The 23,273-nt window shown below is 65.1% G+C and carries 17 protein-coding genes; 10 read left to right on the top strand and 7 right to left on the bottom strand.

From position 1 onward, the window contains the following. Positions 1-49: 49 nt before the first annotated feature. The 9 genes from P0R31_RS06680 (at position 50) to P0R31_RS06645 (ending at position 12,148) form a co-directional block, all read left to right on the top strand. The gene (locus P0R31_RS06680; protein WP_275513371.1) at positions 50-3,424 is read left to right on the top strand and encodes a TonB-dependent receptor domain-containing protein; all 3,375 of its coding nucleotides are present in this window, start codon (positions 50-52) and stop codon (positions 3,422-3,424) included. Positions 3,425-3,528: 104 nt separating this feature from the next. Then, complete coding sequence (locus tag P0R31_RS06675) at positions 3,529-4,152, top strand: biliverdin-producing heme oxygenase (protein ID WP_275513370.1); 624 nt, start codon at positions 3,529-3,531, stop codon at positions 4,150-4,152. 336 nt (positions 4,153-4,488) lie between these two features. Beyond that, entirely contained in the window at positions 4,489-5,439 is a 951-nt protein-coding gene (gene exbB / locus P0R31_RS06670) for a tonB-system energizer ExbB (protein ID WP_430516813.1), read from the top strand. 5 nt (positions 5,440-5,444) lie between these two features. Continuing rightward, positions 5,445-5,936: a TonB system transport protein ExbD gene (gene exbD / locus P0R31_RS06665; protein ID WP_275513369.1), complete on the top strand. Its 492-nt coding sequence runs from the start codon at positions 5,445-5,447 to the stop codon at positions 5,934-5,936. Next, positions 5,933-6,763: an energy transducer TonB family protein gene (locus P0R31_RS06660; RefSeq protein ID WP_275513368.1), complete on the top strand. Its 831-nt coding sequence runs from the start codon at positions 5,933-5,935 to the stop codon at positions 6,761-6,763. The genes exbD and P0R31_RS06660 overlap by 4 nt, the downstream gene beginning before the upstream one ends. Before the next feature lie 65 nt (positions 6,764-6,828). After that, positions 6,829-7,233, top strand: coding sequence for a transposase (locus tag P0R31_RS41030; RefSeq protein ID WP_430516812.1), 405 nt, complete (start codon positions 6,829-6,831; stop codon positions 7,231-7,233). Continuing rightward, the gene (locus P0R31_RS06655; RefSeq protein WP_275513367.1) at positions 7,230-7,559 is read left to right on the top strand and encodes a hypothetical protein; all 330 of its coding nucleotides are present in this window, start codon (positions 7,230-7,232) and stop codon (positions 7,557-7,559) included. Before P0R31_RS41030 ends, P0R31_RS06655 begins: the two co-directional genes overlap by 4 nt. 162 nt (positions 7,560-7,721) lie before the next feature. Further along, a complete protein-coding gene (locus tag P0R31_RS06650; protein WP_275513366.1) occupies positions 7,722-9,182 on the top strand; it encodes a sensor histidine kinase in 1,461 nt (486 codons plus the stop codon). Further along, positions 9,179-12,148, top strand: a complete 2,970-nt coding sequence (locus P0R31_RS06645) for a bifunctional [glutamine synthetase] adenylyltransferase/[glutamine synthetase]-adenylyl-L-tyrosine phosphorylase (protein ID WP_275513365.1) — start codon at positions 9,179-9,181, stop codon at positions 12,146-12,148. The genes P0R31_RS06650 and P0R31_RS06645 overlap by 4 nt, the downstream gene beginning before the upstream one ends. Here the strand turns inward: P0R31_RS06645 and P0R31_RS06640 are convergent. Genes P0R31_RS06640 through P0R31_RS06620 form a run of 5 tightly spaced genes read right to left on the bottom strand, consistent with a single transcriptional unit; the run spans position 12,123 to position 18,092 of the window. Continuing rightward, complete coding sequence (locus P0R31_RS06640) at positions 12,123-12,356, bottom strand: formate dehydrogenase subunit delta (RefSeq protein ID WP_275513364.1); 234 nt, start codon at positions 12,354-12,356, stop codon at positions 12,123-12,125. The two genes, P0R31_RS06645 and P0R31_RS06640, sit on opposite strands and share 26 nt — an antisense overlap. Next, positions 12,346-13,173, bottom strand: coding sequence for a formate dehydrogenase accessory sulfurtransferase FdhD (gene fdhD / locus P0R31_RS06635; protein ID WP_275513363.1), 828 nt, complete (start codon positions 13,171-13,173; stop codon positions 12,346-12,348). Before fdhD ends, P0R31_RS06640 begins: the two co-directional genes overlap by 11 nt. Before the next feature lie 5 nt (positions 13,174-13,178). Beyond that, positions 13,179-16,052, bottom strand: a complete 2,874-nt coding sequence (fdhF, locus tag P0R31_RS06630) for a formate dehydrogenase subunit alpha (RefSeq protein WP_275513362.1) — start codon at positions 16,050-16,052, stop codon at positions 13,179-13,181. Between the two features lie 10 nt (positions 16,053-16,062). Further along, a complete protein-coding gene (locus P0R31_RS06625) occupies positions 16,063-17,619 on the bottom strand; it encodes a formate dehydrogenase beta subunit (protein ID WP_275513361.1) in 1,557 nt (518 codons plus the stop codon). Further along, positions 17,616-18,092, bottom strand: a complete 477-nt coding sequence (locus tag P0R31_RS06620; RefSeq protein ID WP_275513360.1) for a formate dehydrogenase subunit gamma — start codon at positions 18,090-18,092, stop codon at positions 17,616-17,618. Before P0R31_RS06620 ends, P0R31_RS06625 begins: the two co-directional genes overlap by 4 nt. A gap of 225 nt (positions 18,093-18,317) precedes the next feature. Between P0R31_RS06620 and P0R31_RS06615 the strand changes: the two genes are divergently transcribed. Continuing rightward, complete coding sequence (locus P0R31_RS06615) at positions 18,318-19,211, top strand: LysR family transcriptional regulator (protein ID WP_275513359.1); 894 nt, start codon at positions 18,318-18,320, stop codon at positions 19,209-19,211. Between the two features lie 3 nt (positions 19,212-19,214). On the opposite strand, the gene P0R31_RS06610 is transcribed toward P0R31_RS06615, so the two are convergent. Together P0R31_RS06610 and P0R31_RS06605 are read right to left on the bottom strand one after the other, a co-directional pair. Then, positions 19,215-21,545, bottom strand: coding sequence for a PAS domain-containing sensor histidine kinase (locus P0R31_RS06610; RefSeq protein ID WP_275513358.1), 2,331 nt, complete (start codon positions 21,543-21,545; stop codon positions 19,215-19,217). A gap of 226 nt (positions 21,546-21,771) precedes the next feature. Then, positions 21,772-23,145 (bottom strand): cation-efflux pump, encoded by a 1,374-nt coding sequence (locus tag P0R31_RS06605; RefSeq protein ID WP_275513357.1) that lies wholly within the window; start codon positions 23,143-23,145, stop codon positions 21,772-21,774. Between the last annotated feature and the right edge of the window lie 128 nt (positions 23,146-23,273).

The raw sequence follows: 23,273 nt of genomic DNA, 5'->3' as shown, positions 1-23,273 counted from the left end.
GACGAGTACGAGGAAACGGATCGAGGTAGCTTTCCTGGCGACGACGGCGATGTTTGCGACGGGCATGCTGTCGTCGGCAGCCATTGCGCAGGCTGCGCAGAATCCGAGCAGTGCCGCCGTCCGAACCTATGCAATTCCGGCCGGACCTCTCGCCACCGCGCTCAATCGCTTCGCCGACGCCTCGCAGCTTCAACTGGTCTATAGCGGCGTCATCGCGCGCGGCCGTCAAACCGGCGGTCTCAATGGCGCGTTCACGCCGCAGCAGGCGATAGCGCAGCTTCTGACGGGATCAGGCCTGTCCTATCGCTTCACCAGCAGCAACGCCGTCACGATCTTCGATCCGGCAAACAAGGAGGCCGGCGCGCCGCCTCCCTCCGACGGTTCGCTTCTCCTCGACACGATCGACGTCACGGCCAAGCGCTCCGACGGCTTCACGCCCGATACGCCCTATGAGACGCCCGGTTCCGTCTCGCATGTCTCCCGCGAACAGATCGACCGCGTGCCGCCCACGTCCGCCGGCGACGTGTTCGTCAACGCGCCCGGCGTGATCTCGGCGGGCAGCCATGTCGGCACCTCGATCAATCCCAACATCCGCGGTCTTCAGGGCATGGGACGCGTCGCGACCATGATCGACGGCGCGCGACAGACCACGAGCTCCTACCGCGGCTATATCGGAAATCGCGACGAGACCTATGTCGATCCCGACCTCATCGGCGGCATCGACATCTCCAAGGGGCCGAGCACCGGCGTTGGGGTCGGCGGTATCGCCGGCACGATCAATCTGCGCACCCTCGATGCGGGCGACATCGTCAAGGACGGTCAGTCCTACGGTGTTCGTCTCAAGGGCACGGTCGGCACCAATGCGGTGGCGGAACGCGCGCCGAGCTTCCTGTCCAGCACCACGATCAACCCAGTCAGCGAGGGCCGTCCATCGTTCTTCAACGGCGGCTCCCAGTCGGGCAGTGCGGCCGTTGCGGCGATCAAGGAGAATTACGAATTCGTGGTCGCCTATTCGAAGCACGTCCAGGGCAACTATTTCGCCGGAACGGACGTGCCTGCCGGCATCACGTTCAAGCCAGCGGCGAACGCCAATGCGCTCATCGGCCCCGGACAGGAAGTCTTCAACACGTCGGAGAATACCGACTCGTTCCTGGCCAAGGGAAAGCTGAAATGGGGCGACGGCCAATCTCTCGAGCTCGGCTACCTCTCGTATAATTCGCGCTATGGCGAGCTCGATGAGCTCAGCTATCAGTTCGCGCTGAACTCGGGGATCCTGCAATACGGCCAGTTTCCGCTCTCGGAAACGCATGTCGATACCTACACGGCCAAGTACAAGTTTCAGCCGTCGGACAATCCCCATGTCAACTTCCGGGCCAATCTCTGGCTGAGCGACTCGGCATCGGAGCGTCATGGCCTGCTGCCGGGGCCCTCGGGCGTGACGACCCTTGGCGGCGATACCGGCAACACGTCGGTGTTCGCCACGCCGCTCGGCCAGCTCACCTGGGACAATGGCGTGGAGTTCACGCGCGAGCACGCGACGGCGGAGCAGTTCGCGAGCTCGATTACCGGATCGGAAGGCTGGGAGACCAACGGCCCCTCCGGCGTGCGGCTGATGACCGGAACGTTCAGCAACGGAAGCCTGAAGCCGATCAGCTGGCTGACGCTTTCCGCTGGACTGCGCTACGACCACTACAGCTCCGTGGGTGAGGGGTATCTCACCAAGTTTCCGGATCGCTCCGGCGGACGCGCAAGCCCCAATGCCGGCATCACCATTTCGCCGGTTGAAGGCATTCAGTTCTACGGTCAGTACAAGGAAGGCTTCCGTCCGCCGAGCCTTCGCGAATCCCATTGGCACTATCAGGGGCTGCTCTGGAACAACCCGAACCTGCGGCCCGAGATCTCCAAGAACTACGAAGGCGGCGTGAACATCCTGCGCAATGACGTCGTCCGCGCCGGTGACAAGCTTCGCGTCAAGCTGTCCTATTTCGACAATCACTACGACGATTACATCGTCCGCTTCCAGACGGGGGACGAAGGCGTCACGGGTGATCACAAATACCAATGGTACAACATCCACGGCGCAAACTTCCGCGGCTTCGAGATCTCCGGCGGATACGACGCCGGCTCGCTCTTCCTCGAAGGCAACTTCACGAAATACACGAAGATCGAATATTGCGAGACCGCCTCCACCTGCGCACCGCCGCTCTCTACGGCGGTCGCCAGCGCGACGGGTGCACTCAAGAACGACTACGCCGCGAACTATGTCCCGCCGGAATACGCCGGAAGCGTCACGGCGGGCATCCGGCTATTCGACCAGAGACTGACATTGGGTGCGCGGACGCAATTTTCCTCGGCGCGCTCGGGCAGCGTCTGGCCACCCTCCGGCTCGGCGACGTTCACCTGGCCGTCCTACCGCGTGTACGACCTCTTCGGCAGCTACAAGATCGATGCCAATTCGATCGTGAACTTCAGCATCGAGAACATCACCGATCAGTACTATTTCGGCGCGCTCACCTCGATCGGCGTCCCGTCTCCAGGCCGTACGGCCCGTGTCAGCTACACGACGACGCTGGACGACACCAGTCCGCTGGTCCGCAAGCACCCACAAGTCAATTTGGGCAATGCCTCGCTCGGCGCGCCGGGAAGCGACTGGACCGGCTTGTATGTTGGCGGGCATCTCGGCTACGGCCTGGGCAAGAGCCGGGGAGTGACCAAGACCGGCAACGGAACGCCTGACGCCGTCGCCGCGACGGAGTCGGCCAGCGTCGACGTCTCCGATCTCACGAGGGGATTCCAGGGCGGATTCAACTATCAGTTCGCCAACCGCCTGGTGATCGGCGCCGAGGGCGAGTTCTCCTGGACCAAGCTGAGGGCCACGCAGGAGGCCATCGCAACCGAGTCGCCGCAGCTGGCTGCGGGTAGCTTCCTTCAGGCCAAGACCGACTACAGATTCGATTGGACGGCTTCGCTGCGTGCGCGGCTCGGTTACGCCTTCGATCGCACCTTGCTCTATGCGGCAGGCGGCATCGCGTTCCTGAACGAGACCGAAACGCGTACGCAATATCTGGCACAGACCGGAGCGGTGGCCGGCACGCAGGTGAGGTTCATGGAACAAGCCTCGGCGATACGCCGCGGTTGGACCTTGGGCGCCGGCTTCGAGTATGCGCTCACCAATCATTGGACGCTGAAGGGCGAGTATTCCTATGACCATTTCGGCAATCAGGATTTCCTTTTCCCGAGTGCCACCGCCGGCGCCATGGGTCCATCGACCATGAGGGTCTGTGTTGTGTTTCTGCCGAACGGCACATGCCGGGTCTATACCAACCGGACAGTGCCGGGCTCCTCCCAAACCACCAACGGACGCAAGGCGGAGAACGACCTCGACCTGCATGCAATCAAGTTCGGCGTGAACTACCGCTTCTGATCGTTCCGATGGTGAGGACAGCAATCTGGATCGGATTCGACATGACGAGCGAGCAGGCAGCACTTTCGGATCAGATCAATCGCGCCTTCAGGGAGAACTAGCGCATGAGCACCGCCGACATCGAAACGCCTCTCGAAACCAGCCGGTCCAGACGCCTCAAAGCCGAGACGGAGGGGCAGCACAACAGTCTCGATGAATCGATCATGGCGCAAAACCCCTTCGCCAGCCGTGAGAGGTATGGCCGCTTCGTGAACGTGCAGCATGAATTCCATCGGATGATCGACGCGCTCTATTCCAGTCCCGAACTCGGTCGATTGTTGCCCGATCTCGCAAGCCGGCGGCGGCTTGGATTGATCGCACAGGATCTGAACGATCTGGGCATCGCGCCGATCGTCAACCGCGACGTGGCCGAATTCGGCCGCGCAGACGCCGACATCGATACGCCGACGGCGCTCGGCTGGCTCTATGTCGCGGAAGGCTCGAATCTCGGCGCGGCGTTCCTGCTCAAGGCAGCCGGAAAGCTTGGGCTGTCGGAATCCTTTGGTGCGCGTCATCTGGCGGCCGCTCCGGAGGGGCGTGCCTTGCATTGGAGGAAGTTCACGGGTGCGCTCGATACCGTGAACCTCTCCGGCCCCGAGGAGGAACGTGCCGTCGCCGGAGCGCGAGCTGCTTTTTCCCGCGTGCGGGAGCTGGTGTCCCGTCTGCTGCAACCGGCAGCGGGGAAATGACGGCGAGCGAATAGCAACTGGCGAGAGGCCATGATGAGCGCTGAATTGGTATTTGCTGCATCGTTTCTTATCTTCCTGAACGCTTGCACGGTCATCACTTGCCTGCCCGAAGAAGAGCGCCTTTGGGTCATGCAAGCGATCGTAGCGTTCGTCGTCGGCGTCTTCGTCAAGAGCTTTCCTCCGCGCGAGGATGGGCAAACCGCAAGCCAGCGAACACTGATCGCTTCAGAAGCTAGCCAGCCAGCGGTGCGCATCATCTGCCGAACGGCGGGCGATGCGGGGGCGTTTAACGCTTCGGTGAAAGTGAACTGGGAACAGACGATGGGAAGGAGTGACATGACTCGCTCGGAGAAACGGCGTTGGACGATGACGGCGTTCGTGCTGATCGTCACCTTGGCATCGGGATTGTCCTGCGCGATGGCACAGCAGCCGGACACGCTGCCTGCCGCGAGCCTCGCCGCACCGGCTTCGGCAGAGGTTGCAGAGGCGGTCAGGCCGACTCCGGCCGGGACCGTCTCGGCGGTTCGTTCCGAGGTTTCGTCGCGGAGCCCGGACCCGCGCGCCGGCATGCCGCATGACCTGTCACCGCTGGGAATGTTTGCTGCCGCCGACCGGGTGGTCAAGGCCGTGATGGTCGGCCTCGCCTGTGCGTCGCTCCTGACCTGGATGGTGCTGTTCGCAAAGGCGGTCGAAATTTCCTGCGCTCGGGCCCGGGCTCGACGCGCGTTCGACGTCATTACGGCTTCGGACAGCCTTGCCGCAGCCGAATACGCTCTGATCGAGCGCGGTGGGCCAGCCGCCTTCATGGTGCGATCGGCCAGCGAGGAAATGGCACGCTCGGCGGCGGCGCTGGACTTCGCCGGAAATGGTGGTCTCAAGGAGCGTGTCGTTTCTAGTCTTGTTCGTATCGAGGCCCAGGCGGGCCGGCGCCTGACCCGGGGCACTGGACTACTGGCGACGATCGGTGCGACCGCTCCCTTTGTCGGCCTGTTCGGGACGGTGTGGGGAATCATGAACGCCTTCATCGGCATCTCGCAGGCACAGACCACCAATCTCGCCGTGGTCGCGCCCGGCATTGCCGAGGCCCTGCTCGCCACTGCGATGGGTCTCGTCGCGGCGATTCCGGCGGTGGTCCTCTACAATGTGTTCGCCCGCTCCATCGCGGGCTATCGCCAATTGCTCGCCGACGCGGCCGCCGGGGTCGAACGCCTCGTCAGCCGCGATCTCGATTTCCGCAAGATTCCAGGCACGGCGCAGCGGGCGGCACTTCCGCTGGCAGCCGAGTAGACGTCATGGCCGGTGGAATACGCGAACGCTTCGATGATGGCATCGAGGAGAGCCACGACATCAATGTCACGCCGTTCATCGACGTGATGCTGGTGCTCCTCATCATCTTCATGGTGGCGGCTCCGCTCGCGACAGTCGATATCCATGTCGACTTGCCAGCGTCGACCGCCCAACCTGTACCCCGTCCCGACAGGCCGCTCTATCTGTCCCTGAGGGAAGATCTGACGGTCGCTCTCGGCAACGATCCGGTGGCGCGCGAGAGCCTTCAGGCCGCACTGGACGGCGCTACACAAGGCAACAAGGACACGCGCATCTTCGTGCGAGCCGACAGGACGGTCGACTACCAGCATCTCATGGAGGTGATAAACTTGCTGCGGGGGGCCGGCTATCTGAAGGTCGCGCTGGTCGGCCTCGAGCTCGCACCCGCATCGGCGACGTTCGATACCGCCATTCCAGGCAAAGATCCGACGTCGCCGCCGACGACAGGTGCACCGTGAATCGTTCCGGCGGATTCGTCACGCGCGAGGTCAGGCTTGCGGAGACGGCGCTCTGGGCCTCCGGGGCGGTCTTCACGGTTGCGATCCATGCAGGGATCGCAGCCTGGCTGCTGCGATCCGACCTCGTCGTTGCCGCGGCCGACGCACCGCCTACCGCCGTCATGATCGAATTGGCCGAGGCGCCGCAGGCGGCGATGACGGAAATGAACGAGCTCACGCCGGCGTTGAGAACCGTCGAGGAAAACGTCGCCCAGCTTGAGCAGAAGCAGGAGGAGGCGCCCAAGGACCCGCCCAAGGACCCGCCGCCCGAACCGACGGTCGAGCCCGAGCTTGTCGAGCAGGTTGTCAGGGAGAAACCGCCACACCTGGAGAAGGTCGAGGTTTCGCTACCAGCGGCTGCGCCCAAAATGGAAAAGTCAACGCAGAAGCCAAAGCCGCGCAAGGAGCACGCCGCAACGGAAGCCCAAGCTGCGATCCGCGCCCAGGCACAAGCCCCACAATCGAGCCGCACCGCCGCCGCGCAGACGGCGTCTGGGGCCTCCTCGCTGTCACCTGCCAGCTGGCAATCGCTCCTGATGGGACATCTGGAACGGCACAAGCGCTATCCGTCAGGTGCCCAGTCGAGGGGCGAGGGCGGCGTTGCCTATGTGCGCTTCTCCATCGATGAGAGAGGCAATGTGCTCTCCGCAAGCCTCGCCCGTTCGGCAGGCTCAGCTGAACTCGACCGAGAGGTGATCGCGCTGGTGCACCGTGCCTCGCCGGTGCCGGCACCTCCGCCAGGCGCCAGGCGATCCATCACCGCGCCTGTACGCTTCAGCACGCGATGACACATCATGGTTCTGCTGCAAGATGACTGCGGTATCCGGGGCGTCAGGTGCCATCTGTTCTTTCGATGCGTGGAGGACTGAGCACTAAGATCAACGCCGCCGTCGATGAGAACGGATTGCCGGTTCGGTTGGTGCTAACCCCCGGTCAGGCTCACGATCTGCGTGCTGCCCCGTTCTTGCTGGAGGGCCTTAAATGCCGTGATGTCGTGGCCGACCGTGGTTACGACGCCGACGCTCTCCTGAACATGATGCGGGCAAGCGGCGCCAAAGCTCATATCCCTTCCACCAGTTCAGCGAGTGGTGCAACGCTCCGTCAGCCCTCGCGTCTATCGCCAACGCAACCTGGTTGTGCGCTACTTCTGCAAGCTCAAGCATTTCAGGCGAATTGCTACCCGCTTCGACAAGGTCGCACGCAACTTCCTCGCTGCGGTCGCACTCGCCTCAACCCGCCTCTGGACCAGAGTTTATGAGCCCGCGCTCTAGTGGAAGGCTATGTTGTGGACGATCCGAACTTTATGACTGGCATTCACGGCATTCCATCGAGCTTCCAATCCAGAGGAGCCGGGAAGTCACCTTTGGTACTGATATCAGCATCAATGTCATTAATCAGCTTCAACCATTGGCGGTTGTCAACTTGGTCGAACAGATCAAGCCGCACGCCAACGCATGGCCCGAGCCGCAGCGCAGCCAGATCGTTGCGCCGCTAAAGCTCTTTGTCGAAGGTGCCGGCGGCAATCTTCTTGCGCTTGGGATCCAGGCCATGATCTTAAAAATGCTTGGAATTCCCCCGTCCTAGAAGAGAGCGTTCGGGAACAAAAGATTGCAGACTTTTAAGTGGAGCGGGCCTTGTTCCACCCTTATTGTGATTGATGGCCGAAACCCCGCGGGGCATGGCCAACTGCGCCCGCGAGGCGAAGGGATAGTCATGAATTCGTTTTGTCCGAATGGTGCATGATCCGTGACGGCGTTCGGTAAACTCGTCCGCACCACGGCGTTCCGGCTGACGCTGGTCTATCTGCTGCTGTTCGCGATGTTCGCGGCCTCGCTGCTGGCCTATTTCGCCTGGAACACGCGGCGGCTGATCACCGAGGAGATCACGCAGACGGTCAATGCCGAGACCTCGGAGATCAACGAGATCTACGACCGCGGCGGCATGGTTCGCCTGGTGCGCACGATCGAGTATCGGGCACTGCGGCCGGGCGCCAACCTCTACCTCGTGACCACGCCGACGGGCCAGGCGATCGCCGGCAATGTCGGCTCGCTGGCGCCGGGCGTGATGGCGACGCGCGGCTGGTCGGAGACGGCCTACCGGCGGATCGAGGACAGCGATGACCGCGATCATCGCGCGCTCGTTCGCGTCACCGAATTGGAGAACGGCTTCCGGCTTCTGATCGGCCGCGACCTCGCCGAGCGGCGGCGCCTGTTCGGCATCGTCGCGAAGGCGGCGCAGTTTTCGGTCCTGATCGTCGTCGTGCTCGGCCTCGGCGGCGGCATCTTCGTCGCGCGACGGGTGCTGAGGCGCATCGACGCGATGACCGGCACGGCGCAGCGGATCATGACCGGCGATCTCAGTGAGCGCCTGCCCGTAGGGCGCAGCGGCGACGAGATCGATCGCCTCGCCGAGAACCTCAACGCCATGCTGGAGCGGATCGAGGCGCTGATGGCTGGGCTGAAGGAGGTTTCCGACAACATCGCCCACGACCTCAAGACGCCGCTGACCCGGCTGCGCAATCGCGCCGAGGAGGCACTGGCGAAATCGGGCTGCGAGGCGGATTATCGCGCCGCGCTGGAGCGGACCATCGAGGAATCCGACGGGCTGATCCGGACCTTCAATGCGCTTCTGATGATCGCGCGCGCGGAATCCGGACAGGCGCGCGGCAACATGGACGACTTCGATGCCGCGGAGGTCGCGGAGGGCATCCATGAGCTCTACGAGCCGCTCGCCGAGGACGACGGCATGACCCTGAAGGTCAAGTGCGAGCCGACGCCGGTTCATGCCAATCGCGAGCTGATCAGCCAGGCGCTCGCCAATCTTGTCGAAAACGCGATCAAATACGGCCAGCCAGCGGCACAGCCGGCGGGAACCGTGGTCAGCATGGACGCGCGGCAAATCACGATCGAGGCGAGGCGCGAAGGCGACCAGGTGCTGCTCAGCGTCACCGATCACGGCCCCGGCATCCCCGAAGCCGACCGCAAGCACGTCATCGAGCGATTCGTGCGGCTGGAGGCCAGCCGCACGCTGCCGGGCTCGGGCCTCGGCCTCAGTCTCGCCTCGGCGGTGGCGACGTTGCACGGCGGCGAATTGCGCCTGGGCGATGCCCATCCCGGCCTCGTCGCCACGCTCGTGCTGCCGGCGCGCGCGGGTGCCGGCGACAGGGTTGCTCCGCCAATACCGGATGTGCCACAGAAGGTGGCATGAACCATTCCGCGCCGGGAAACGCGGACAAGCATGGTGAGAGGCTGGCCGCACGCTTCGCGGAGGCTCCCCATATTGCCGTTTCCGCATCCGACGAACGCCGTTTCGAAAGCTGGCTGGCCGAGCTCGAGCCGGCACAATCGGCCCGTCTTGAAACGCATCTCGGCCATCCCTTCGCCCGCGAGATCCTGACCGGGATTGCGGAATTCTCGCCCTATCTGTTCGACCTGGTGCGCGCCGATGCCTTGCGCCTGATCCGGCTGCTCGAATGCGATCCGGATGCGCATCTGGCGGCGTTGATCGCGGAGGCGCGCAGCGCGGTGCTCGCGGCTTCGGAGGAGGCCGAGGTGATGCGGCTGCTCCGCCGCATGAAGGCGGAGGCTGCGCTGCTGATCGCGCTGTGCGACATCGGCGGTGTCTGGCCGGTGATGCGGGTGACGGCGGCGCTGACCGATGTCGCGGTGTCCTCGGTGCAGGCGGCGCTGCAATATCTGCTGCGGCAGGAAGCCGCACGCGGCAAGCTCTCGCCGCCCAATCCGGAGGCACCCGAAGAAGGCTGCGGCCTGATCGTGCTCGCGATGGGCAAGATGGGTGCGGGCGAGCTGAACTATTCCAGCGACATCGATCTCATCGTGTTCTTCGATCCCGATGCCACGACCCTCGCGCCTGATATCGAACCGCAGCCGTTCTTCGTCCGCGTGACGCAAGGCATGGCGCGCATCCTGCAGCAGCGCACCTATGACGGTTACGTCTTCCGCGTCGACTTGCGGCTGCGGCCCGATCCGTCCTCGACGCAGGTGGCGATCTCCCGGGACGCCGCGCTGAACTATTACGAGCGGGAAGGGCGCACCTGGGAGCGCGCCGCGATGATCAAGGCGCGGACCTGTGCCGGCGATTCAAAAGCGGGCGAGGCATTGCTCGCCGAGATCGCGCCGTTCGTCTGGCGCAAGCATCTCGACTTTGCCGCACTTGCCGACGTGCACGACATGAAGCGGCAGATGCAGACCTATCGCGGCCAGAGCGAAGTTGCGGTCGAGGGCCACAACGTCAAGGTCGGACGCGGCGGCATTCGCGAGATCGAATTCTTCGCGCAGACCCAGCAATTGATCGCCGGCGGCCGCCATCCCGAATTGCGGGTGCGGCCGACGCTGGGGGCGCTCGACATACTCGCGTCCCGCAACTGGATCACTGTGGCGGCGCGCGACGAGCTGGCGACCGCCTACGAATTCCTGCGCCGTGTCGAGCATCGCCTGCAGATGATCGCCGATGAGCAGACCCACACGCTGCCGGAGGACAAGCAAGCAGTCGAGCGCTTTGCGTGGTTCTTCGGCTATCGGAATCGCGAGGCCTTTGCGCGCGACCTGTTGCACCAGCTCCAGATCGTCCAGGGCCATTACGAAAAACTGTTCGAGGGCGATGACCCCACCGGCACGGCGAGGCTGCCGGCGCTCGACTACGGTGCGGGCCCCGATGATCCGCGCCTGCTCCAGCACCTCGCGACGCTCGGCTTCAAGAAGCCCGCCGCGGTCGCGCAGACGGTGCGCGACTGGATCACCGGCGACTATCGCGTCTTCCGCGTTGAGGCGACGCGAAGCGCCTTCGTCGAGTTCGTGCCGGCCTTGATCGACGGACTTGCCCACGCCGAGGAGCCGGATCGCGCCGTCGTTTCGTTCGATCATTTCCTCGGTGCGCTGCAGCGCGGCGGCCGGCTGATCACGCTGCTCGGCCAGAACCGCGATCTCGTCGCGCTGGTGGCGCTGGTGCTGGGAGCCGCGCCCCGGCTCGGCGACATGCTGGCGCGACAGCCTCAGCTGATGGACGGCCTGATCGATCCGCGCTTCTTCGGGGCCATGCCCGACAGGCAGGAATTGTCGGGGCGGCTCGCGACCACCGTGCAGGACGCCGGCTCATACGAGGAGTTCCTCGATCGCCTGCGCCTGTTCGGGCAGGAGAGCCTGTTCCTGATCGGCACGCGCATCCTCTCCGGCACCGTCTCGGCGCAGCAGGCGAGCACGGCCTTCGCCGACGTCGCGGAGGGAATCGTCCACACCGTGCACGGTCTCGTCGCCGATCGCTTCGCCGCCCAGCACGGCCGGATCAAGGGGCAGCAGACCGCGATCGTCGCGATGGGCCGGCTCGGCAGCCGCGAGATGACGGCCTCGTCCGATCTCGACCTGATCCTGATCTATGATTTCGACGGCGAGCATCCGGACTCCGACGGGGTGAAATCGCTTCACGGCGCACACTATTTCGCCCGTTTCACCCAGCGCCTGATCAGCGCCTTCACGACCCGCACCAATTACGGCGTGCTCTACGAGATCGACATGCGGCTGCGGCCCTCGGGACGCGCAGGTCCGGTGGCTTCGAGCCTCGTCTCGTTCGCGGACTACCAGGCGAACGAAGCCTGGACCTGGGAGCACATGGCCCTGACGCGTGCGCGCGTGGTCTCGGCTTCGCCCGAATTCCGGGAACGGATCGAGCGCGTCATCCGCGATGTCCTGACCCGCCGCCGCGATCCTGCCATCACCGCCAACGACGTCGCCGACATGCGGCGCGCGATCGCGCAGGAGAAGGGCGAGGCGGATTGCTGGGATCTCAAGCATGCCGCCGGCGGCATGGTCGATATCGACTTCATCGCGCAATATCTCCAGCTCGTGCACGCGCACGACAAGCCCGAGATTCTCGACGTCAGCACCATGCAGGTGCTGGAGAATGCCTGCAGGATCGGCGTGCTCGCGCAATCGGAGACGGAGATCCTGCGCGCCGCGGCGCGGCTCTATCACGACCTGACGCAGATCCTGCGGCTCTGCGTCAGCGAGCGCTTCAAGCCTGATACCGCCGGCACCGACCTGCAGCGCGTCATGGCGCGCGCCGGCGACGCGCCGGATTTCTCCTCGCTGGAGGCACGGGTGAAGGAGACGCAGAGCGAGGTACGGCGGGTGTTCAGGGCGCTGCTGGAAGGGTCATAGCCTGCTTCAACGCGGTGAGAGCCTCGCGCACGTTCGGTTCGAGGCCCGCGCCGCCCCCATCGATATGGGCGAAGATCGCACGCTTCATGCGAGGATCCCAGAACTTCCTGATGTGCTCGGCAATGCCGGGCACGGCCTTGTCGGGGCCCTGGCTCGCAAAGAACTTGCCGATCTGGTTGGCCATGTAAATCAGGCGGTCAGGCGACATCGGCAACCTCCGTGGCATGGCGCGCGACGACCCGGCCGCCATGTGAAAAAACCTCGAATCCGTCCTGCCTGGCGATGGCGATAAGCGTGATGCCGGCGGCCTCCGCCGTGCGCACCGCGAGCGCGGTCGGCGCGGATACGGCGACCATCACCGGCGCGCCGATCGCGGCCGTCTTCTGCACCATCTCGACCGAGACGCGGCTCGTCAGCAGCACCATGCCGCCGCCTGGCTCCGTGCGGCTCCGCGCCAGGGCGCCAGCGAGCTTGTCGAGCGCGTTATGGCGGCCGACATCCTCGCGCAACGCGACGATGGAGCCGGCAGCGGACCAGAACGCGGCGGCGTGAACGGCGCGGGTCTGCAGATTGATCGATTGCAGCGGCGCGATGGCCTGCATCGCCGCCATGACCTGCTCGGGTGTGAAGGTCTGCCCGTCCCGGACGATCGCGGCGGGCCGCACGGCTTCGGCAATGGACTCGATGCCGCAGATGCCGCAGCCGGTGGGACCTGCGATGTGGCGACGGCGCTGGTTGATGCGCGCGGCATCTTCCGATGCGAGCCACATGCGCAGCTCGATGCCGTCGTCGAGGCGGACCATTTCGAGCGACTTGATGTCGTCCACCGACTTGACGATGCCTTCGCTCACGCTGAAACCGACCGCAAAATCCGCAAGGTTCTGCGGCGTCCCCATCATGACGGCATAGGTGCCGCCATTATAGGTCAGCGCCAGCGGCGTCTCCTCGGGGACGAATCGCGTTCCTCCGGACGCCGCATTGTTGCGCCAGATGTCGCGATCGATGGCCTGGACTGCGACGTGCATGACGGTTACTCCGCGGCTTCGGCCGGTACGATGCGGCGGGATTGGCGCGCCTGCGCATCATAGGCCTTCTGCCAGTCGGACGGGCCGTTCGAGGGCGAGACCTGCACTGCCGTGACCTTGTATTCGGGGCAGTTCGTCGCCCAGTCCGAATAATCGGTCGTGATGACGTTGGCCTGCGTGTCCGGATGGTGGAAGGTGGTGTAGACGACGCCCGGCGCGACGCGGTCGGTGATCTCCGCGCGCAGCGTGGTCTCGCCGGCGCGGCTCTTCAGCCGCACCCAGTCGCCGTCGCGAACGCCGCGCTGCTCGGCATCATGCGGATGGATCTCGAGGCGGTCCTCGGCATGCCAGACGACGTTGTCGGTGCGCCGCGTCTGCGCGCCGACATTGTACTGGCTGAGGATGCGGCCCGTGGTGAGCAACAGGGGATAGCGCGGGCCGGTGCGTTCGTCGGTCGCGACATATTCGGTGACGACGAACTTGCCCTTGCCGCGGACGAAGCCGTCGATATGCATCACCGGCGTGCCCTCGGGCGCCCCGTCGTTGCAGGGCCACTGCACCGAGCCGAGCTCATCTAGCTTGGCGTAGGAGACGCCGGCGAAGGTCGGCGTCAGCGCCGCGATCTCGTCCATGATCTCGGAAGGATGGCTGTAGTTCATCTCGAAGCCCATCGCCTTGGCAAGGCCGATGGTGACCTCCCAGTCGGCCAGGCCGTTCTTCGGCGTCATCACCTTGCGCACGCGCTGGATACGGCGCTCGGCATTGGTGAAGGTGCCGTCCTTCTCCAGGAAGCTCGAGCCGGGCAGGAAGACGTGGGCATAGTTCGCGGTCTCGTTCAGGAACAGGTCGTGGACGATCACGCATTCCATCGCCGACAGTGCCGCGACCACGTGGCTGGTATTGGGGTCGGACTGCAGGATGTCCTCGCCCTGCACATAGATACCCATGAACGTGCCTTCGACCGCGGCATCGAACATGTTGGGAATGCGCAGGCCCGGCTCGGGGTTGAGCTTGACGTTCCACAGCGCCTCGAACTGGTCGCGCACGGCATCGCCCGAGATGTGGCGGTAGCCGGGCAGCTCGTGCGGGAACGAGCCCATGTCGCAGGAGCCCTGCACGTTGTTCTGGCCGCGCAGCGGGTTCACGCCGACGCCGGGACGGCCGATGTTGCCCGTTGCCATCGCGAGATTGGCGATCGCGATCACGGTGGTCGAGCCCTGGCTATGCTCGGTAACTCCGAGGCCGTAATAGATCGCGCTGTTGCCGCCGGTGGCGTAGGTCCGGGCCGCTTCGCGCAGATCCTTCGGATTGACGCCAGTGAGGATGGCGGTGGCTTCCGGGCTGTTGTTCGGCCGGGCAACGAAGGTGGCCCATTCCTCGAACTCGCTCCAGTCACAGCGCTCGCGCACGAAGGCTTCGTTGACGAGGCCCTCGGTGACGATGACATGCGCCAGCGCGGTCATCACTGCCACATTGGTGCCGGGCATCAGGGGTAGGTGCAGCGCCTTCACGTGTGGCGATTCCACCATCTCGGTGCGGCGCGGATCGATCACGATCAGTTTTGCGCCCTGGCGCAGCCGCTTCTTCAGGCGGGACGCGAACACCGGGTGGGCGGAGGCCGGGTTGGCGCCGATGATGAGCACGACATCGGTGTGCTCGACCGAGTCGAAATCCTGGGTGCCGGCGGAGGTGCCGAAGGTGGTGGCGAGGCCATAGCCGGTCGGGGAGTGGCAGACGCGGGCGCAGGTGTCGACATTGTTGTTGCCGAAGCCGGCGCGGATCAGCTTCTGCACCAGATAGGTTTCCTCGTTGGTGCACCGGGAAGATGTGATGCCGCCGATGGCATCGCGGCCGTATTTTTCCTGGATGCTGCGCATCCTGGCGGCGGCGAACGAGAACGCCTCGTCCCAGGAGACTTCCTTCCAGGGATCCTCGATGCGTTCGCGGATCATCGGCTCGAGAATGCGTTCCTTGTGGTTGGTGTAGCCCCAGGCGAAGCGGCCCTTGACGCAGGAATGGCCACGATTGGCCTTGCCGTCCTTGTAGGGTACCATGCGCACCACTTCCTCGCCGCGCATCTCCGCCTTGAAAGCGCAGCCGACGCCGCAATAGGCGCAGGTGGTGACGACGGAGTGCTCGGGCTGGCCGATCTCGATCACGGACTTTTCGGTCAGCGTCGCGGTCGGGCAGGCCTGCACGCAGGCGCCGCAGGAGACGCATTCCGAGCCCAGAAAACTCTCGCTCATGCCCGGCGAGACGCGGCTGTCGAAGCCGCGGCCGGAGATGGTCAGCGCGAAGGTGCCCTGCACCTCCTCGCAGGCACGGACGCAGCGCGAGCAGACGATGCACTTGGAAGGATCGTAGGTGAAGTACGGGTTGGACTCGTCCTTCGGCATCCAATTGTCGTTGGTGCAGCCGTTCGTCTTGGCGGAGACGTGGTTCTCGCCCTCATAGCCATAGCGCACGTCGCGCAGGCCGACGGCGCCGGCCATGTCCTGCAACTCGCAATCGCCGTTGGCGCCGCAGGTGAGGCAGTCGAGCGGATGATCGGAGATGTAGAGCTCCATCACGCCCTTGCGCAGCTTCTTCAGCCGCTCGGTCTGGGTGTGAATGACGAGGCCGTTCAGGACGGGCGTGGTGCAGGAGGCGGGCGTGCCGGCGCGGCCCTCGATCTCGACGAGGCAGAGGCGGCACGAGCCGAACGCGTCGACCATGTCGGTTGCGCACAGCTTCGGGATCTGGTGGCCGGCGTCCATCGCGGCGCGCATGATCGAGGTGCCCTCGGGCACCGTGACCTCTCTGCCGTCGATGGTCAGCGTCACCATCGTCGTGGATTTGGAAGCCGGCGTGCCGTAGTCGATTTCTTCGATCAGAGACATTGTCGTTCTCCTATTCCGCGGCCTGCAACGTGGTCGGCGCCGGGACAAAATCCTCCCGGAAGTGCTTCAATGCACTCAGCACCGGGTAAGGCGTGAAGCCGCCGAGTGCGCAGAGCGAGCCGAACTTCATGGTGTTGCAGAGGTCCTCGACCAGCGCGATGTTTTCATGGACGTGCTCGCCTCTCATGACCTTCTCGATGGTCTCGACGCCGCGGGTCGAGCCGATCCGGCAGGGTGTGCACTTGCCGCAGGATTCGACGGCGCAGAACTCCATGGCGAATCGCGCCTGCCTGCGCATGTCGACGCTGTCGTCGAACACGACGATGCCGCCGTGGCCGATCAGGCCGTCGCGTGCGGCAAAGGCCTCGTAGTCGAACGGCGTATCGAACAGGGCGCGCGGGAAATACGCCCCCAGGGGCCCGCCGACCTGCACCGCGCGGACCGGGCGGCCGGTAAAGGTGCCGCCGCCGATGTCGTCGACGAGCTCGCCGAGCGTCACACCGAATGCGGTCTCGAACAGCCCGCCGTGGCGGATGTTGCCGGAGAGCTGGATCGGCATCGTGCCGCGCGAGCGGCCCATGCCGAAATCCGCATAGGCTTTTGCACCTTTGCTGAGGATGAAGGGGATCGCGGCAAACGACAGCACGTTGTTGATCACGGTCGGCTTGCCGAACAGGCCGTGATGTGCGGGCAGCGGCGGTTTTGCACGCACGATGCCGCGGCGGCCTTCGAGGCTTTCCAGCAGCGACGTCTCTTCGCCGCAGACGTATGCGCCGGCGCCCACGCGTACCTCGACATCGAAGCTGGTGGTCGAGCCGCCGATCTTGTCGCCGAGATAGCCGCCGCGCCTGGCCGCTGCGATCGCGGCATTCATCGCCTCGACCGCATGCGGATATTCGCTGCGGATGTAGACGTAGCCCTTGGACGCGCCGACGGTGAGGCCGGCGATGGTCATGCCCTCGATCACCAGGAACGGATCGCCTTCCATGATCATGCGATCGGCAAAGGTGCCGCTGTCGCCCTCGTCGGCGTTGCAGACGATGAACTTGCGGTCGGCCTTCGCCTGCGCGACGGTCTTCCACTTGATGCCGGTCGGGAAGCCGGCGCCGCCGCGGCCGCGCAGGCCGGATGCGGTGACTTCGGTGAGGACCGCATCCGGGCCAAGCGACAGAGCCTGCGCGAGGCCCTTGTAGCCGCCATGGGCGCAATAGTCGTCGAGCGAGCGCGGATCGATCACGCCGCAACGGGCGAAGGTGAGGCGGGTCTGGCGCTTCAGCCAGGGGATCTCGTCGGTGACGCCTAACCGCAGGAGATGCGGCGTGTTGCTGGCGAGCGCATCGAGCAGCGAGGGCACGTCGGCCGCGGTCACGGGGCCGAAGGCAATGCGTCCCTGCGGCGTTGCGACCTCGACCAGCGGCTCCAGCCAGTACATTCCGCGCGAGCCGGTCCTGACGATCTCGATGGCAACGCCGCGCCTGGCGGCGGCCTGCTCCAGCGCGAGAGCGACCTCATCGGCGCCGACGGCAATCGCGCCGGCGTCACGTGAGACGTAGAAACGCATGCTCATCGCTGCGCCTCCGCAACCAGCGCATCGAGGCGCTTCTGGTCGAGCCGGCCGATCAGGCGGCCGTCGAGCATCGCGGATGGCGCGGTCGCGCACAGACCGAGGCAGTAGATCGGCTCCAGCGTGACGCGATCGTCGGCCGTGGTGTTGCCGAGCGAGACGCCGAGCTTCGCTTCCGCCCGCGCAGCCAGCGCATCGCCCCCGGCAGCCTGGCAGGCTTCTGCGCGGCACAGCTTCAGCACGTGACGGCCGGCCGGCTTGTGGCGGAAGTCATGGTAGAAGGTGAAGACGCCATGGACCTCGGCGCGCGACAAATTGAGCGCTTTCGCCACCATGGGAATCGCCGCCTCCGGCACATAGCCGAACGCCTCCTGCAGGGCATGCAGGATGACCAGCGTCGCACCCTCCTGGTTGGCGTGTTCGGCGATGATCTCGGCGCCGCGCGTCTCGTTCCAAGGCTCAAAAACCGCTGTCATTTTTCGTTCTCAACCAGAGCGTTTCCTTCGCCGCAAACTAGTTGGAATCATTCGCAGATCAATAAAGCTGTTCCGTGCTGCGATTGCGGATTCCGATCGATTTGCAAACGTAAATGATCGATACGGATTGGTAATGAAAGTTGGATCGGCTGCCGGTTTTTACGTGTTGGTGCAGGCCCGGCGTGCTACCTTGCATGCCACGTTGGAAATCGAGGGGACGACCGGTTGATCGACAAGCTTGAACTCTTGCTGGCGCTGGCGAAGGAGCGGCATTTCGGACGCGCGGCGGAAGCCTGCGGCGTGACGCAACCGACGATGTCGACCGGGCTCAAGCAGCTCGAGGAGATTCTCGGCGTGATGCTGGTCCAGCGCGGCTCGCGCTTTCAGGGATTTACCCCTGAAGGCGAGCGGGCGCTGGACTGGGCGCGGCGGATCGTCGGCGATGCCCGCGCCATGCGCGACGAGATTAACGGGCTGAAGCATCAGCTCTCCGGCGAGATTCGCATCGCGGCGGTCCCGACCGTGCTCGGCATGGTCGCCGCGCTGACGACGCCGTTCCGTGCCAAGCATCCCGAGGTGCGCTTCCGCATCCAGTCCACCACCTCGTCCGAGGTACTCGGGCTGCTCGAAAATCTAGAGGTCGATGCGGGGCTGACCTATATCGAGAACGAGCCGATCGGCAAGGTGCGCACCATCCCGCTCTACAACGAGAGCTATCGCCTGCTCACCGCGCCGGATGCGATGTTCGGCGATCGCGAGACGGTGACCTGGACCGAGGTCGGGCAAGTGCCGCTGTGCCTCTTGACCCCCGACATGCAGAACCGCCGCATCATCGACCGCGCGCTGCGCTCAGTCGGCGCGGAGGCGACGCCGACGCTGACGTCGAACTCGCTGCTGGTGCTGTTCACGCACGTCAAGACCGGGCGCTGGGCCAGCGTGATGCCGGCCAAGCTTGCCGAGACACTCGGCCTGTCCGACACCGTGCGGTCGATCCCGATCGTCGACCCCGAGGTCAATTACAGCATCGGCTTGGTGATCCCGCAGCGTGATCCCATGACGCCGCTGATCGCAGCGCTGGTCAACGTCGCGCGCGAAGTCGCGCCGACACTGCAATTGTAGGATTCAAGCCGCGGCCGATATCCCCGATCCCGCCTTCACCGCATCCCGCGGCAGGGTCACGCGCACGACGGTGCCGACATCGATCTTCGAGCGCAGGCGCATCGTGCCGCCGTGGAGCTGCGCCAGCGAGCGGGCAATGGCAAGGCCGAGGCCCGAGCCGTGATAGGTCTTGGTGAGCTGGCTCTCGACCTGCTCAAAGGGGCGCCCGAGCCGCGCCAGCGAATGCGGTGCGATGCCGATGCCGGTGTCGGCGATCATCAGCACGATCCTGTCGTCGAGCTGGCGGCTGCGCACCACGACGCGTCCGCCGTCCGGCGTGAACTTCACGGCGTTGGAGAGCAGGTTGACGATGATCTGCTTGGTGGCGCGGCGATCGGCGACGACCGAGATGGATTTTGCGATGTCGGCATCCAGCGTCAGGTGCTTGTCCTGTGCGCGGCCGGTGACGACCCGCATGGATTCGGCGAGCGTCTGCGCGAGGTCGAGCTCTTCCATGTCGAGCTTCATGCGGCCGGCCTCGATCTTGGACATGTCGAGGATGTCGTTGATGACCTCGAGCAGATAATGGCCGCTGGTCAGGATGTCCTGGCAATATTCCTGGTACTTCTCGCTGCCGAGCTCGCCGAACATGCCCGAGCCCATGATCTCGGAGAAGCCGATGATGGCATTGAGCGGCGTGCGCAGCTCGTGGCTCATATTGGCGAGGAATTTCGACTTGGTCTGGTTGGCTTCCTCGGCGCGGGTCTTCTCGCGCTGGTACTTCTCGGCGAGGTCGGCGAGCTCGACCGCCTGGCGCTCCAGCGCGGCCTGCGAGCGCTTGAGGTCGATGACGGTGGCGCGCAGGCGCAGATCGTTGTCGACCAGCTTCTGCTCGTGCTCCTTGATACGGGTGATGTCGGTGCCGACCGAGACGTATCCGCCGTCCTTGGTGCGGCGCTCGCTGATGTGCAGCCAGCTGCCGTCGTCGAGCTGCGCCTCGAAGGTGCGCGCCCCCGGGCCTTGGGCCGCGGTCTCGTTGTGGCGGGTGCGCACCTCCGGCATGCGGCCGACCTCGAGCACGGTCTCGTAGGAGGTGCCGGGGATGACGGCGCTGTCAGGCAGCTTGTGCAGGCGCTGGAAGTGCGAGTTGCAGAGCACCAGGCGGTCGCTCGCATCCCACAGCACGAAGGCCTCCGGAATGGTCTCGATCGCGTCGCGCAGGCGGAGGTCGGCTTCCACCGTCTTCTCGGCGAGGCTCTTCTGCTCGGTGATGTCGACCGCGATGCCGATCAGGTGCACGCTGGAATCGGTCGCCCCGCGCGTCTTCTCGCAGCGGACGCGGAGCCAGATCCAGTGGCCGTCGACATGCTGCATGCGGAAGGTCTGGTCGATGTGGTCGATCTTCTCGGAGATGAGCTGGTCGGCGATCGCGAACAGGTCGATGTCGTCGGACTTCACCAGCGCGTTGACCTCTCCGAAGGTGAGGAGCTCGTGACGGCCGTCGAGACCGAGCATCGAGAACATCGACTGCGACCAGAAGATCCGGCCGCGCGACAGGTCCCAGTCCCACAGCCCGCAGCGGCCGCGGTTGAGCGCGGTGTCGATCCGGCCGCGCACCGCGTCGTTGATGAGATCGCCTTCGCGGGCGCGGGTCGACTGCCAGTGGAAGGCGAAGCCGAGGATGAGGACGACGAAGCCGGTGGTCGCCGACAGCGTCACCGAAAGCGCGGCGTCCGAACCCCAGATCGGCTCGTTGCGCTCCTGGATCACGGTGACGAAGCCGGGCATCGACTTGATCTGCCGCGAAGTCGCCATCGCGGCGTTGCCATTGGGCAGTGTCATGTCGGAGATGTTGCCGTCGCGCGTCGGCGCCGCGAGCAGTTGCGCCGTGGTGATCGCATCGAGCAGGCGGTCGTTGCCGGAGGGATCGTTGTCGATCGGGACGCGGGCGAGGACGCGGCGGTCGATGCCGGCCGAGGTGACGATGACGTGGCGGCCCGAGGCGGTGCCCCAGGTCGGGATCAGGTCGGGCAGCAGCGTCGGCAGGCTCTCGATGTTCTTGAGCCGCTCCTGCCGAACCGAGGTGAGGCGATCGATGCGCTCGGCGAGCAGGTCGGCGAGGGCCGATATGTCGTGGCGGATCACCATCCGCTTCTGGCGCGTCTGATCGACCACCTGCACGAAGGCACCGAGGCAGATCGTGATCAGGAAGGCGATGATGAGCGTCGGCACGGCGCGACGAAGTGCCGGCTCCGCGATCAGGAGTCGGTGATAGGCAGGTTTCGCGATCGATTGCGCCAATCCCTTGATCGAATCGGATTGGACGCACGCGCTCGCGGCGTCTGCGCGCGACATGCCTTCGGCCCCCTGAAAACCAGCTTGCAACTGAAGTCCGGAAGCAGCCCCACGTCACTTCCGAATCACACCGATTTGAATCCAGTTTTCTCGGGCTGTCGAGAGTCAACGAATCGTTAACGCGAAATTATTCTTATCCAACACGCAGTTTGTGCATCGCGCGTCCGCAAATGCACGGGTGCAACGAGTCCGAAACGAGAACGTGTGACTCGTCGCGCATTCTTCATCACGCCCGCGGCGGCTCGGCGTGGCTGATGACGCGCTTCACGCTCGGGAACGCGCGCCGCAACGCACGCTCGATCGCGTCGACATGCTCGTGCACCTTGATCACGCTCATCGACGGTGTTGCGCGGCAGTGGAAGTTGACGATCTCGCCGGCGTCGGTGTTGCGGACCCGCACATTGTGGATGTCGTGGATCTCGCTGCCGGCGGCATATTCCGTCAGCGCGGCGGCGATGGTCCGCACCCGGTCCGGCGTGGCATCGACCCCGAACGGAAGTTCCGGTTCCAGCGGCTCGATGTGAACGTCGACCTCGACGTCCTCGCCGAACTCCTCCTGGATGTTGCGCTCCAGCGTGTTGGCGATGTCGTGCGCGGCCTCGAGCTGCATGTTGGCATCGACCTCGAGGTCGATGCTGACGATCAGCTTGACGCCGAGATCGTGCACCGTGACATGGTGGACGGCGAGGGCGGAATTGCGCGCGATCACCATGATGCGGTCGCGCACGGTCTCGTTGTCGCGCGCGACGGGCACTGCGGCGAAGGTGAGGTCGGCATCGCCGAAAGCCTTGGTGACGACGGCCTGCGCGTTGCGCTTGATGTCCTCGACCCGGTCGATCGGGTAGGTCCGCGGCACCTTCGCGATGGTGTCGATGAACGTGGTCGCTCCGACCATGCGCACGCGCAAGCGTTCGACGTCGATCACGCCGGGCACGCTGCGGATCGCCGCTTTGGCCTTCTCCTGCGCGCCTTCGGGAGCGCGATCGACCAGCGTCTGCACGGTCGAGCCGGCCATGCGCAGGCCGAGCGCTGCGATCATCACGGCAACCGCTGCGGCCGCCGCGGTGTCGCCCCACCAGAAGCCGAGCCCGGCCAGGATCAGGCCCACGATCACGGCGCAGGAGCCCATCACGTCCGAGGCGAAATGCAGCGCGTCGGCCGCCAAGGCCTGGCTTCTGGTCTCCCGCGCGGCACGGTGCAGGGCGCGGGCGCGCCAGAGATTGACGGCGATATCGATCACCAGCACCACGAACGGCACGGCCGAGATGGTCGGCGGCGGGGTTCCCTCGCGCAGCCGGCTGTAGGCCTCGACCAGGATGCCGCCGGCCAGCACGTAGAGCAGGGCGGTGACGCCGAGCGCGGAGATGCTTTCCAGCTTGCCGTGGCCGTAATGGTGCTCCTCGTCCGCAGGCTTGTCGGACACCCGCACCACCGCCCAGGTGATGATGGTCGCAACCAGGTCGATCAAGGAATGCAGGGCTTCCGAGATCAGCGCCAGCGAGCCGATCGCGATCCCGACCGCGAACTTGGCCGCCGCCATGCCGCCGCTGGCGAAAATCGAGATGGCCGCGACCGAGGTTTTGTCATGCTGGGAGGTCATGGCGGGGGATTTAGCAGCCCCGTGTGGGACATCAAGCGCCGATCCACAGAAGTAGTCGCGAGTGAGTTGCAGGAGCGGTCTACGCCTCGCTCCGGCCCCGTAGGATGAGCAAAGGCGCGTTAGCGCCG

Origin of the sequence: Bradyrhizobium yuanmingense (assembly GCF_029167105.1) — a bacterium.
GTDB lineage: Bacteria > Pseudomonadota > Alphaproteobacteria > Rhizobiales > Xanthobacteraceae > Bradyrhizobium > Bradyrhizobium yuanmingense_A.
This window is presented reverse-complemented; position numbering and strand designations above follow the sequence as displayed.

Coding starts and splice junctions, on each gene's coding strand:
- P0R31_RS06645 (WP_275513365.1), top strand. CDS start 9,179: ATGAACCATTCCGCGCCGGGAAACGCGGACAAGCATGGTGAGAGGCTG.
- exbB (WP_430516813.1), top strand. CDS start 4,489: ATGACTCGCTCGGAGAAACGGCGTTGGACGATGACGGCGTTCGTGCTG.
- P0R31_RS06640 (WP_275513364.1), bottom strand. CDS start 12,356: ATGTCGCCTGACCGCCTGATTTACATGGCCAACCAGATCGGCAAGTTC.
- P0R31_RS06655 (WP_275513367.1), top strand. CDS start 7,230: ATGAGCCCGCGCTCTAGTGGAAGGCTATGTTGTGGACGATCCGAACTT.
- P0R31_RS06620 (WP_275513360.1), bottom strand. CDS start 18,092: ATGACAGCGGTTTTTGAGCCTTGGAACGAGACGCGCGGCGCCGAGATC.
- P0R31_RS06675 (WP_275513370.1), top strand. CDS start 3,529: ATGAGCACCGCCGACATCGAAACGCCTCTCGAAACCAGCCGGTCCAGA.
- P0R31_RS06680 (WP_275513371.1), top strand. CDS start 50: ATGTTTGCGACGGGCATGCTGTCGTCGGCAGCCATTGCGCAGGCTGCG.
- fdhD (WP_275513363.1), bottom strand. CDS start 13,173: ATGCACGTCGCAGTCCAGGCCATCGATCGCGACATCTGGCGCAACAAT.
- P0R31_RS06610 (WP_275513358.1), bottom strand. CDS start 21,545: ATGTCGCGCGCAGACGCCGCGAGCGCGTGCGTCCAATCCGATTCGATC.
- fdhF (WP_275513362.1), bottom strand. CDS start 16,052: ATGTCTCTGATCGAAGAAATCGACTACGGCACGCCGGCTTCCAAATCC.
- P0R31_RS06605 (WP_275513357.1), bottom strand. CDS start 23,145: ATGACCTCCCAGCATGACAAAACCTCGGTCGCGGCCATCTCGATTTTC.
- P0R31_RS06625 (WP_275513361.1), bottom strand. CDS start 17,619: ATGAGCATGCGTTTCTACGTCTCACGTGACGCCGGCGCGATTGCCGTC.
- P0R31_RS41030 (WP_430516812.1), top strand. CDS start 6,829: ATGCGTGGAGGACTGAGCACTAAGATCAACGCCGCCGTCGATGAGAAC.
- exbD (WP_275513369.1), top strand. CDS start 5,445: ATGGCCGGTGGAATACGCGAACGCTTCGATGATGGCATCGAGGAGAGC.